The organism is Arenibacter sp. P308M17, from assembly GCF_003426735.1.
Taxonomy (GTDB): Bacteria; Bacteroidota; Bacteroidia; order Flavobacteriales; family Flavobacteriaceae; genus Arenibacter.
On record NZ_QVON01000004.1, the window covers coordinates 339,686 to 351,978 of the forward strand.

Below are 12,293 nucleotides of genomic sequence, written 5' to 3' on the forward strand. Positions count from 1 at the left end.
AAACCACCCTTCACCGGGTGGTTTTTTATTTACCTTTGCCCCATGAAGAACACCGAACAAATTTATGGCATCAGGGCAGTTATTGAAGCTATAAAATCCAATGAGCCCATAGACAAGGTTTTTATACAAAAAGGCCTTAAGGGCGACCTGTCCAGGGATATGGAAACGCTGATCCGCAAAAATGGTATTAGCTCTTCCTATGTGCCCATTGAAAAATTAAACAGGCTTACCAAAAGCAATCATCAGGGCGTTGTAGCCAATATATCCCCTATCACTTTTTTAACGGTAGAAGAATTGGTTGAAAGAACATTGGGGACCAAAACAACCCCTCTATTCCTTTTGTTGGACCAACTCTCTGATGTGCGCAACTTTGGGGCCATCATAAGAACGGCCGAGTGCACAGGGGTAGATGGTATAATCATACAGAAGAAAGGTGCTGCCCCGGTAACCGCAGATACCATTAAAACCTCTGCAGGAGCTGCTTTTCGAGTGCCAATCGCCAAGATAGACCACATTAAGGATGCCGTATTCTATTTACAGGCATCGGGCATAAAGGTTATAGCCGCTACCGAAAAAACGGAAAATACCATATACGAAGTTTCCTTTAAGGAACCTTGCGCTATTATTATGGGTTCCGAAGATGTTGGCATTTCCCCATCCATTCTAAAAGCTGCGGACCATATGGCAAAACTTCCCTTATTGGGAGAAATTGGTTCGCTAAATGTTTCGGTGGCCTGTGGCGTTTTCCTCTACGAAGCCGTAAGACAGCGAATGGATTGAGTTATGAGAAGTGAAGAACCTGTTTTGTCATCAGATATAATTTTACCAAATCTATCCCCCTCCTTGGGAGGGGGCCAGGGGGAGGACTTTCAGTGAGAAGTGAGTATTTAGTAGTTCGAAATCTTCACATTGTTATATTTTATCCATTGAGTATCATTAAGTTCTCGGCTGCAATAGACCAAAAAATATTCAATTATCTTCTTTACCTTCTCCCAAATCTTTTTTGAAATGATATTTAATGACAATGTTTTCCTCTTGGTCAGGAGGCCTGTGTTCCAAAAAATTTCCATGTTCATCAAAATGTTTTATGAATTCATCCGCTTCCTCATCATAATCCTCCCTTTCCCATTCATATTTTTTCAATTTGGGCAGCGGGGCCTTTATGGCCAACGCCAAAAATATACCTGTGATAAATCCACCTAAATGTCCCTCCCAAGAAATTCCGTCCTCAACGGGGAAAATGTACCACAATAAACTGCCATAGATGAAAACAACCATCAAGGAGAGGGCCACCAAGCGGTAATGCTTGGATAAAATCCCTTTAAAGAAAATAAAGCTCACCAATACATAGATTAAGCCACTGGCTCCAATATGATAGGACGGTCTTCCTATGAGCCAAGTTATAGTTCCCGATAATAGAATTCCCCATAATAATACTTTAATAGCTATTTTCCTGTAGAAGTAAGCGAGGGAGGCCGTAAGAATAGCAATTGGAATGGTATTATTATACAAATGTTCTACGGACGAATGTATAAACGGACTAAAGACAATTCCCCTCAACCCATTTAAGGTCCTGGGATAAACACCATAATCATTAAAATTTACCTGAAACCGAATTTCAAACCAATATACGGTCCAGATAGAGAGTACCGCCAGTAAAGGAAATACCACTACCCGGTTGGAAAATTTGAAATAGTTGCTCTCTGTCATGTGGGAAATATAATAAATAATGGTTAAATGGTTATGGAGTTATGGAGTTAATATAGTAATTTGTTGATTTGAAAATATAGAAATTAACATCCCTTTTTTAGTTCCTTTCCTTGGCTAGAACCTCTTTTGTCTATTTCCCTTTTTGGCTACTGGCTAATGCCTATTTGCCTATTCGAATAAATTGTCATCTCTATAAATGTTTTATTTTTACATTATGAACGAACCGTTAGCAGAAAGGGTACGCCCCAAAACCTTGCAGGATTACATAAGCCAAAATCATTTGGTGGGTGAAAATGGATCATTGACCTACCAAATTAAGAAAGGAATTTTGCCCTCCTTGATTCTTTGGGGCCCCCCAGGTACAGGAAAAACCACTTTGGCCAATATTATTGCCCACGAAAGTGGCCGCCCGTTCTATACCCTGAGTGCTATAAGCAGCGGTGTTAAGGATGTACGTGAAGTTATAGAAAAGGCCAAACAAAGTGGGGGTCTGTTTACCACCAAAAATCCCATACTTTTTATTGATGAAATCCATCGCTTTAGCAAATCGCAACAGGATTCCCTATTAGGTGCTGTGGAAAAAGGATGGGTTACCCTCATCGGGGCCACTACGGAAAACCCCAGCTTCGAAGTAATTCCGGCACTCCTATCCCGCTGTCAGGTATATATCCTGAACCCTTTTGGCAGGGAAGACCTCGAAGCCCTGTTACATAGAGCAATGGAACAGGACCACTTTTTGAAGTCCAAAAAAATAAAACTTAAGGAAACCGAGGCACTATTGCGACTTTCTGGAGGTGATGGAAGAAAATTGCTCAATATATTTGAGCTCATCATCAATTCGGAAGCGTCGGATACTGTTACTATTACGGACGATCTGGTTCTGGCCAAAATACAGAAAAACACTGTCCTGTACGATAAAACTGGGGAACAGCATTACGATATTATCTCCGCTTTTATAAAATCGATACGAGGGAGCGACCCCAATGCTGCGGTGTATTGGTTGGCCCGGATGATAGAAGGTGGGGAGGATGTAAAATTTATTGCAAGACGCCTCCTTATTTTAGCCTCAGAGGATATTGGTAATGCCAATCCTACGGCCCTGGTAATGGCCAATACTACCTTTCAAGCCGTTACTACCATTGGATATCCAGAGGCTAGGATCATATTGAGCCAGTGCGTTATCTATTTGGCCACCTCCCCAAAAAGCAATGCCAGTTATATGGCCATCAACAAGGCCCAGCAAACCGTAAAACAAACTGGAGACCTATCCGTACCTTTGGCATTGCGCAACGCGCCCACCAAACTAATGAAAGATTTGGGTTACGGGGAAGATTATAAATATGCCCACGACTTTGAAAATAATTTTATTGCCGAAGAATTTATGCCCAAAGAAGTGGCAAAAACAAGTTTTTACCGCCCGGGCAATAACCAAAGGGAAAATGCTATAAAAGATTTCCTAAAAAAACGGTGGAAAGATAAATATGAACTCTAAAATTTGATATTCAGTTCCTGCCCAATTAATTTATCACCCTCGTAATATTCAAAGTACCATTTTTCCCCTTTTTTTAAAACCACACCATCCGGCACACCCTCTGTTGCCTCTGCACGGAAAACATTACTTAAGGATGTTTTCCATAACCACATTGCTATTTTTGGGGTAACATCTACTAGTTGGTATCCAAAGGCTGTTGGCTGGGCATACAAAACAGTGGCACTATCCGATTTGTACGCTACCTGGGCCGGGGTCATTTCCGAGCTATTTTCTGCCTTGGTAATATTGGACGGTAACGGTTCCATACTTTTGTAGGACTGCTCCTCCAAAGTGGCTTTTTGTTGAACCACCGGATTAGGGGTATTTTGATTTGAAGCTACATTGGCATTCCCTGCCACTTTATTAACATCATTTTTAAAATTCACGGTAAGGGGCGCATTAGTCTCCATTGGTTCATATTTATACCCTAGGCCGGACAAGGATACGAAACATTCCTTTATGGCCTCCGAATAGGACGTTTTGAAGTCCTTCTCCTTGCTACTCCCTTCCACCGTAGTGTAGACCTCCCTGGATTGACAATCCTTGAGGGTCAGGGTTACCTTGGTAGTGAACATGGAGGAATCATCTTTAAGATTCAAAAGCAGCCCAAGACATCTATTGGCCATCAGATCTGCGGGCAAGTCATTGTCATAAACAGCGGTAAATCCGTTTTCAACAAGATTATATTTGATCATAGTACTCGTCTGATACTGATTCTCACTTTTAAAAGTTTCAAATTTCGTAGGAACTATAATGTATTTGTATTGGTTCAATTCGGCTTGGGACATACCCAAAAAGCCACACATAAAAACAAGGGGCAAAAAAAAGTTTTTCACACGTTTAAAATTTATTAATGCTCGTTTCATCTGTTTAAAATTTCATTGTTAGTGTTGATATTGCCGCTCGGGTATCCTTTTATTTTATATTCAATAACATAAAAGGTAGCACCATACTTTTGTAATCTATTTGCGAGCGAAAATTCGTAAACATAAATAATAATGAAAGCAAAAACTAAACCAATACTACTATTGCACAATAAAACCCAAAATAGTATTCCTTACAAAGAAACATTTAAAAACATTATTGTTGATTGTTGGTTGCCTTGGTTCAACTATTATTTTTTCCCCCAAGATATAATATTTAATCCTAATTGAAAAGAAGAGTAGTGACTATCCGCAAGGTTCCTATAGGCCAAGAGGTTGTCCGCCATTACATAGATATTTACCGGACCGGCCTGTAGATTGACTCCCAAGCCAATATTGCTCCAAGAAAACTTATCCACGGTGTAGGTTGTTTTTAGCGCCAAGGCCCTTCCAAATCTTCGCATATAAAAGGCAGTAAGTGCAGCTTGCGGACCTCTGGGCCTATTGATCATATATAATTGTCCGCCAACACCATTGGCGTATTTGGTATTGTCCCTTCTTTTGGACACCATATAGTTACAGTCACAATCCATATTTGGATTTGAGGGCTCTCCCCAATTATAGCGTATGGAACCGTACAGTTTGGTGGGCCTAAAATAGATATAGCTCTTATTATTGGTCCCATGGGGAACCAAAGCATCTACCTCATCTACTAAATCTTGCCAGAAATCGTCATTAGTATTGGAAAAAGCATCGGGCAAAATTACTTCTATCCCCTCCACGGTGGCATTGCCCTTTACGGTATAATTTTTAACGTCGGTGGAACTATATATGAACCCCAGATCCAACAAACTTCCGGTCAAAACGGTTTGCTTGTTCAAATTATATGTAAATCCCAGGTCTATTCCAAATCCCAAATCTCCCCCAAAAAATAGTCTCCTTGTTAAAATTCCAGGTAAAAGGGAGCTATCGTTGTCCAGGGCATCCTCTATTTCATTAAGTCCGGAGGATCTTAATTCCAAGTCGGCATCAATGGTATTGGCCAAAAGATTGTTTTGTCCTTCATTGGTTACAAAATAACCCTTGTTTTTGGTGGATGAAAAATTAAAGGCACTGGAATATATTTTTGCCCTTCCGCCAAGGGTAAGGGAGCCATCCACTCTTTTGTTCATCCCAAAATGAAACACATTGAGCATCTCCCCGCGTGTTTTTAAATGCCCGAGATCAAATCTTCTTCCCAATTGATCGGCATTGCCCTCAAAGGCCAGGATGGCATAATCCTTAAACCAATAGCCTATAGCATCGCCTTCATTGTAAATCCCAAAAGAATAGAAATTATCCGGATTACGGCCCCGAAATCCACCATTCAACAATTCCACCTGGTAGGTACCACTAAGTTCGTCACGCGTGTTCATCCCATATATGGCCCGTTCCCTGACCTTTACGTTAAAATCCACTCCGTCGTCCGCAAACAAATCGTTTACCGTAATGCCATTGCTTCCGGCCTGTAATGAAATTCCGGACAGCATAGGGATTCCGGCATACCATTGAAAGTCCGTGGACATTCCCGGATTGATCATTAATGCCTGGGGAATCTCGGTAAAATCGTACAGAATTTGCTTGTTCTGGGCAGTTACAAAGATACAGCCCAATAAACATGATAATAAGACCAGTTTGCCTTGCTTCATTTTAAACGAAGTCTAAATTTACCACTGGACCTAAAAATAATTTTTGGGTCAGGGAGGCTGGATACGCTGCTATTATCTCCCAGATTTCGAACACTGACCTGTATACTCGAAGTATTTTTTATAATTTCTATGCTCCGTCCGGTACCATAGGCTACCGGTAATTGCACAAGGAGCGTTGGAGCCGGGTCTATATGAAAATACTGGGTATCTAGAGTATTCCCTCCTTCATCCAAAAATTCCACCGTGGCCTCCATTTCCTTACTGGTCGTATTCTCTATTTCATAAAATACAAAGCCATCCAAGACCCGATCCGAGAAGGCATCTACACTAAAACCGTCAAAATTAAAATCTTGGGAATAAAAATCCTGTCCGGGTATTTCATTCAGTAATCTTTCTGGGGATTCTATATACAATATACCCGCCTCTACTGTAGGAATGATTTCCAAATCATCGTATTGGTCAAAGTTTTGCCTTTCTATACAGGAATAGAACGCAAGCAGAATAAAGGCGGGAAGCAAAATTTTATTTTTCATACCTAACCTTCCAAGAACAACTACTGGTGCCATGTCAAGCCTAAACCCACGGGTAATTTAAACCTTGGCCGGACACTGATACCGTGTTGTTATAGTGTTACTCTTTAAATATAACTCTATAAATAGTATTTTATTTCACTTAAATCGTGAATCATTTCGCAAAATTCGTGCATGGGTTCATTATTGGCGTTGAAATGAAGGGTATGCAGCCCAACAGACTTTGCTCCCAAAATATCCGCCTCCAGACTGTCTCCGATCATCAAGGAATTTTGGGGCAGCACTTTGGCCCTATCCAGTGCCAATCTAAAGATTATTGGGTCCGGCTTTTTAACACCTGCCATTTCCGAATTGATGATATGTCCAAAATAATTGTATATGTTGGAACCCTGTAATTTTCTTTGCTGTATTTCCTGAAAGCCGTTGGTGATGATATGCAATTTATATTTGGGCTTCAAATAATCCAAAACCTCTATTGTGTTAGGAATAAGATGGTTGTAGGAAGGTAAATGCGCTATATACTGATCGGATAGCACATTAATGGTTTCATTGGAAATGGAATACCCGAGCGTATCAAAGGTAATTTTCAGTCTTTGGAACCTCAATTCACCCTTGGTTATTTTCCCTTCCCGATACCACTTCCAAAATTCAAAGTTTATGGGTACATATACCTTTAAAAAATCGTTTAGGCCAACACTTACAGAGTTCTCTGAAAAAATTTTTTGAAAGGTCAGGGCCGAGTTTTTTTCAAAATCCCATAGGGTATGATCCAAATCGAAAAAAACATCCGTAACTAGGTTCTTAAACATTCACTCTTTTTAGGATACTACTATATAATTTCTTCCAGTTCAATTTACTTTCTCCCCCAATCAATTCATTCGAAAAAACCGTTATGAACTTTCCGTTTACCTTTTTTGCTTCCAAATAAAGTCTTTCCACGGCGGAAAATGCCTCTGTCCTGTTCCTGTATTTCAACAAACCGTAATCGTGCACGGCAAAGGGATGTATCCTAATTGGCTGCTGGACCTCCAAGGGAATATCATAAAAATAAAAAGGCGTACAGGTACCTGCGCGGAATCCTATTTCATGGGTATACCCCATGGTATAGTCGTCCGTAAAACCAGCTTCGATCAAATTCCTATATGTTTCTGGAACATCCACCCTGTTATAGCGCATACGCGAACTGGCAACAGGTCTATTGATTACATTGGCTAGATTTTTTTTCTCCTCCTTGAGCAAGGCTATATCATTAAAGGAACTGTAGGAACAGGACAAGGAAACCTTATCGTAGTCCGCTACGGATTTAATCAAGTGCTTAAATTTATTATTGTTGGGGGACACATTTTTGTCGTAGGTGGAATACTCCGCGAACTGGAAAAAGAACATGCCCTTCACCTTGTTATTCCTATGTAATTCTATCAGCTCAAAAAAGTTGTCATAGGGATCCTTTTTTAACTTGACCAATACCGAAACCCGATCAAAAACCCTTCGAATCTTTAGGGAAGCCAAATCGAAAAGAAATCCGGACATACCCCGGACGAAACCTCTATGTGCAAAACAATGGGAACTGGAAACATCAATGATGGAGGTATAGCTATAATTTCTTGGCCTGTGCTTCAGATCCTTAAATTTTTCCTTGAGTGCGGACAATAGCTTTTGGGCCCAAATATCTACCAATGGTTTTTCCAGAAAATCATGTTGAAATGCCAAACTGTCCCTGGGGGAAAACCTACCATGCATGTCCTTAACATGAGGTAGATACTCTTCGTACCTGCTCAGCATATAAAAACTTGCGGAAAAAATATCGTAGGGCAAATTGCTTCTGTCCCCAGTAGCGAAAAAACACGGTGTACCCTGCCAATCCGCAATATAGATCTGAATGTCATTTATTCCCTGTTCAAACAAAAGGTCATTGCTCCGCACAAAGAATTCGTTCTGTAAGGGTTGTTTGGTGTAGGTGATTTTAGGCCCGGTATGTTTAATAAAATCCTCGACTTTCGTGGTGTAGGTAACCTCTATTCCCAAAATAGTCGTAAATATATGCCGCATAATATAACTAAAGCGATGCGTAATTTTATGGGTATAGACTAGTAGCATAATTTTTATAATTTTAGCAGTATGCCTTAGGCTACAAGCGGTGCCCGCTTAATACCTTCAGCTTATAGCTCCCTTAACTCAAAAAAGCAAACCTTCGTCCGCAAAACTAAAGTATTCTTTTTGTGTGATGATGATATGGTCCAAAACTTTTATATCCAAGGCCTCTGCCGCTACTTTTAGTTTTCTTGTAATCTGCTTATCGGCCTCGCTTGGCCTTAAAGTACCTGAAGGGTGGTTATGGGCCAATATCAATCCTACTGCGCCAATCTCCAAGGATTGCTTCAGCACTAGGCGAACGTCTACCAACGTTCCCGTAATCCCTCCCTTACTAAGTTGCCCGGCGTGCAGCACCGTATTGGAATTATTAAGAAAAACTATCCAAAACTCTTCATGGGGCAGCTCCCCCATCTTAGGCTGTAATAGTTCAAATACATTTTTACTGCTGTTTATTTTCGTTATTTTTTGGGCCGCTTCCCCCCTACGTCTCCTCCCTATCTCCAGGGCAGCAGCGATAGTAACGGCCTTGGCCTCCCCTATGCCCTTAAATTGCATCAGCTGTGTTATGGACAATTTCCCCAGTTCGTTCAAATTGTTGTTCGTAGAGGACAAAATACGTTTCGAAAGCTCCACGGCACTTTCATTCTTACTTCCTATACGTATGAGTATGGCTATCAGTTCCGCATCGGACAGAACGGATGTTCCCTTTTGCACCAATTTCTCGCGAGGCTTATCATCGTCGGACCAATTTTTTATAGAGAAGGAATAGGGCTTTTGTTGCATAACCTAAAGATAAGAATCTTCTGGTTTTATCATAGTTGCCAAACCAAATATTATGGTAATCAGGAACATAAATTCATCAATAAAAAAAGCCCATCCACCATTCCTATAAAAAATGGCCGATGGGCTTTTAACTATTTTAGATATGCGATTAGGCTTTAGAAATCCCTGTAAGGTGCGTCCAAGAACTTATTGGCCTCGGGTTCCGAAAATCTTGCGGTGGCATTATCCCAATGCAATGTCTTATTGGGAAAGCGGCCAGCTATGACCCCCAACAAAATAGTTTCGGTAAGTCTCGCCGAATATTCAAAGGGGGCACTACATTCGGCCTTGCCCAAACAGGCGTCCACGAACTGATGGTAGTGCTTGTTACCTTCGGAATCATAGTCCCTAACCGGCTCTCCAATGGCATCTTGATCCTTGATTATGGACAAATCCAGTTCCTGATATTTACCATCTACAATTAGTCTGGGCAATTCCATAAAATGCGGCAATAAAAGTCTGCCCTTTTCACCAACAAACATTGCCCCTTGCCCGGGGAGTTTGTCATTGTTGGGCAATCGCAGGTCTTTATGTTTCTCTGGGGCCCCTTTGCCATCGTACCAGATCCATTTTAAGGTATCGGCCGTATATTCGGTTCCCGGAAAGGTATAGGTAACCGTATTTTTCTCGGGAAATCCAAATCCCGTAGGTTTTCTACATTGGTTCTTTATGGTCATGGGCACGTCCAATTTAAGGGCGTTGTAAGGAGTGTCAAAAATATGTACCCCCATATCCCCCAAGGTACCACAACCGTAGTCCAACACTTTTCTCCAGTTGGCAGGATGGTAATACCCTTCCTTATAGGGTCTTTCGGCAGAGGTTCCCAACCAGAGGTTCCAATCCAAATTATCGGGCACCGGGTCCGATCCTTTTGGTTCCGGCCCATCAAAGCCCCAGTTCTTGGGAGACCATGCCCTAACCGTACTTACCTTCCCTATAATTCCGGATTGGATCAATAGGGTAGCCAACTTATAGTCATAAAAAGAATGTACCTGAATTCCCATTTGGGTCACCAGGTTTTTTTCTTTTGCCTTTTTGCGCATCGCTCTGGCCTCCACCACATGATGGGTAAGGGGTTTTTGACAATATACGGGTTTCCCGAAGTCCATGGCCATCATTGAAGCGGGAGCATGGGTATGGTCCGGGGTCGAGACTATTACGGCATCTATATCGTTCCTCATTTCATTGAGCATCACCCTATAATCCTTGTAAACTACAGCGTTGGGATGCAATTTTTTTGCTGCTGCCAATGCCTTGGAATCCACATCGCAAAGTGCCACTACATCCACAAGTTCATGGGACGAAATGGAAGCCAAGTCGTTACCTCCCATATTACTGACCCCTATATGGGCCGTTCTTAAGCGTCCGTTTTTGGACAATGCCCAAACCGAGGTGGGCAGCAGGGCCGTTAAGCCCAAGGCAGCGGTACTTTTTAGAAAGTCTCTTTTTTTCATCGATATAAGTTTTTTTGTTTTTAATGGCCAGGGCAATTCCCCAAGGGGCAGATCGGTTGATTTTAACTTTAAACCACGGCTTGTTTCCTGATCTAATTTATAATTTCCTGATTTTTATATTCTTGAACCAAATGGGACTGGAGTGATCTTGAAACCCAATATAGCCCGTTTTAAAACGGCCATAATTTTCAGCATTCTTCCATTTTCCCGAATTCTTTTTCTCGTACCAATCCTTGGACCAAGGCACAAAAGAAAGTACCTTCTTGCCATTGAGCCAATGTTCTACCTGCTCCGGTGTAAATACAATTTTAGAGGAATTCCATTCCCCTACAGGATTCAGTACTTTTTGTTTTGGATCTGCAACATGCATGGCATAGTCCGAAGCGGTTTGCTGCAAAGGTTGAAGTTTGGAAGGGTTTTCCGTATGCCCTAAACTCATGTTATACTCCGTAAGATCATGGATCTTGTCATAATTCTCATCATCTATCAATTGATATTCCGGCGAAATCGTAGATGGGCCTTCATTGGGAACCCCTTCTTTTAAATGATAAAAAATCCCGCTATTGCCTCCTTTCGGCAATTTCCATTCCACATACAATTCAAAATTATCAAACTCCTCCAGACCATAGATAATATCCTTTCCTCCGGTATAATCCTGCTCCAGCCCCAATTCGGTATCAAACGTCAATACGCTGTCCTTAACGACCCAACCAGGAGGCAGGACATCCCCATTGTAAGCCCTCCATCCATTAGTAGTTACTCCATCAAACAGATAGATCCAGTTTTCGGTCTGCGCTACAGCTTCTGCCTTGGCTTCGGGTTTTGGGTCGGTTTTGGTCTTACAGGACGATAGCACCACTGCAATGGTAAAAAGGGCAATTAATTGTTTCATGTAATTAATAATTCTGAAGTATTTATTAAAACATGAAGATAAAAAAAAATTACAAGAGACCTAAGATAGTGAAGTGTAATTTAATCCAATTACAACTCCTGTAACAAATTCGTCATATTTAATGGCTTTGTAAACATTGTCAAGGATCCGTCCGGCTCATAGGTCCAAAGACCTTTGGGGCGATCCCAATAAAGTTCTACTCCGTTTTTGTCCGGGTCATCCAAATAAATAGCTTCAGAAACACCATGGTCACTGGCTCCTGTCAATGGATACTCTGCCTTCAACAAATGCATATATATTGTTGCGAGATCTTTTCTGGTAGGATATACTATTGCGGTGTGGAACAAGCCCACACTGTTGGTAGGTGCTGGGGCCAGCCCTTTGCTATGCCAAGTATTCAACCCAATATGATGATGGTATCCCCCGGCGGAAATAAAAGCGGCCTGACTTCCATACCTAGTGGTCACTTCAAAGCCCAACAGATTACAATAAAAATCCAAGGACCTTTCCAGATCCGCCACCTTTAAATGTACGTGGCCAATTCTGGCCTGTGCTGGAATGGTATATTCATTTTCCATTTTTGAAGTGATTTTGACCTGAAAATCTATTTTTAATTACTGCCCTTAATATTGTAAATCAACCAGCACGGAACCCATCAATATTTATAAATTCTTGCGGCGTATGTGTTGGTGCTGTCAATGCGATAAAT

General features: G+C 41.4%; 12 protein-coding genes. 2 read left to right on the forward strand and 10 right to left on the reverse strand.

All coding sequences use genetic code 11. The features are described from left to right. Positions 1 to 42: 42 nt before the first annotated feature. Entirely contained in the window at positions 43 to 780 is a 738-nt protein-coding gene (gene rlmB, locus D0S24_RS12235) for a 23S rRNA (guanosine(2251)-2'-O)-methyltransferase RlmB (protein WP_117020134.1), read from the forward strand. 189 nt (positions 781 to 969) lie between these two features. Here rlmB and D0S24_RS12240 read toward each other — a convergent pair whose 3' ends face one another. Continuing rightward, positions 970 to 1,710, reverse strand: a complete 741-nt coding sequence (locus D0S24_RS12240; RefSeq protein ID WP_117020135.1) for a rhomboid family intramembrane serine protease — start codon at positions 1,708 to 1,710, stop codon at positions 970 to 972. 214 nt (positions 1,711 to 1,924) lie between these two features. Here D0S24_RS12240 and D0S24_RS12245 point away from each other — a divergent pair, with 214 nt between their 5' ends. Beyond that, positions 1,925 to 3,202 (forward strand): replication-associated recombination protein A, encoded by a 1,278-nt coding sequence (locus D0S24_RS12245; RefSeq protein WP_117020254.1) that lies wholly within the window; start codon positions 1,925 to 1,927, stop codon positions 3,200 to 3,202. Here the strand turns inward: D0S24_RS12245 and D0S24_RS12250 are convergent. The 9 genes from D0S24_RS12250 to D0S24_RS12290 all read right to left on the reverse strand — a co-directional run bounded on the left by D0S24_RS12250 (position 3,199) and on the right by D0S24_RS12290 (position 12,162). Next, complete coding sequence (locus D0S24_RS12250) at positions 3,199 to 4,077, reverse strand: hypothetical protein (RefSeq protein ID WP_147321450.1); 879 nt, start codon at positions 4,075 to 4,077, stop codon at positions 3,199 to 3,201. The genes D0S24_RS12245 and D0S24_RS12250 overlap by 4 nt on opposite strands. 278 nt (positions 4,078 to 4,355) lie before the next feature. Next, the gene (locus D0S24_RS12255; RefSeq protein ID WP_117020137.1) at positions 4,356 to 5,792 is read right to left on the reverse strand and encodes a DUF5723 family protein; all 1,437 of its coding nucleotides are present in this window, start codon (positions 5,790 to 5,792) and stop codon (positions 4,356 to 4,358) included. After that, on the reverse strand, positions 5,789 to 6,325 hold the full coding sequence (locus D0S24_RS12260; RefSeq protein ID WP_117020255.1) for a hypothetical protein: 537 nt from the start codon (positions 6,323 to 6,325) through the stop codon (positions 5,789 to 5,791). Before D0S24_RS12260 ends, D0S24_RS12255 begins: the two co-directional genes overlap by 4 nt. A gap of 116 nt (positions 6,326 to 6,441) precedes the next feature. Then, the gene (locus tag D0S24_RS12265) at positions 6,442 to 7,131 is read right to left on the reverse strand and encodes a YjjG family noncanonical pyrimidine nucleotidase (protein WP_117020138.1); all 690 of its coding nucleotides are present in this window, start codon (positions 7,129 to 7,131) and stop codon (positions 6,442 to 6,444) included. After that, positions 7,124 to 8,419: a polysaccharide deacetylase family protein gene (locus D0S24_RS12270; RefSeq protein WP_117020139.1), complete on the reverse strand. Its 1,296-nt coding sequence runs from the start codon at positions 8,417 to 8,419 to the stop codon at positions 7,124 to 7,126. Before D0S24_RS12270 ends, D0S24_RS12265 begins: the two co-directional genes overlap by 8 nt. Positions 8,420 to 8,497: 78 nt before the next feature. Beyond that, positions 8,498 to 9,199, reverse strand: a complete 702-nt coding sequence (gene radC, locus D0S24_RS12275; RefSeq protein WP_117020140.1) for a RadC family protein — start codon at positions 9,197 to 9,199, stop codon at positions 8,498 to 8,500. A gap of 155 nt (positions 9,200 to 9,354) precedes the next feature. Beyond that, positions 9,355 to 10,692: a Gfo/Idh/MocA family protein gene (locus D0S24_RS12280; RefSeq protein ID WP_117020141.1), complete on the reverse strand. Its 1,338-nt coding sequence runs from the start codon at positions 10,690 to 10,692 to the stop codon at positions 9,355 to 9,357. A 97-nt stretch (positions 10,693 to 10,789) separates the two neighbouring features. Further along, the gene (locus D0S24_RS12285) at positions 10,790 to 11,584 is read right to left on the reverse strand and encodes a DUF1080 domain-containing protein (RefSeq protein WP_117020142.1); all 795 of its coding nucleotides are present in this window, start codon (positions 11,582 to 11,584) and stop codon (positions 10,790 to 10,792) included. An 89-nt stretch (positions 11,585 to 11,673) separates the two neighbouring features. Then, positions 11,674 to 12,162, reverse strand: coding sequence for a VOC family protein (locus D0S24_RS12290; RefSeq protein ID WP_117020143.1), 489 nt, complete (start codon positions 12,160 to 12,162; stop codon positions 11,674 to 11,676). Between the last annotated feature and the right edge of the window lie 131 nt (positions 12,163 to 12,293).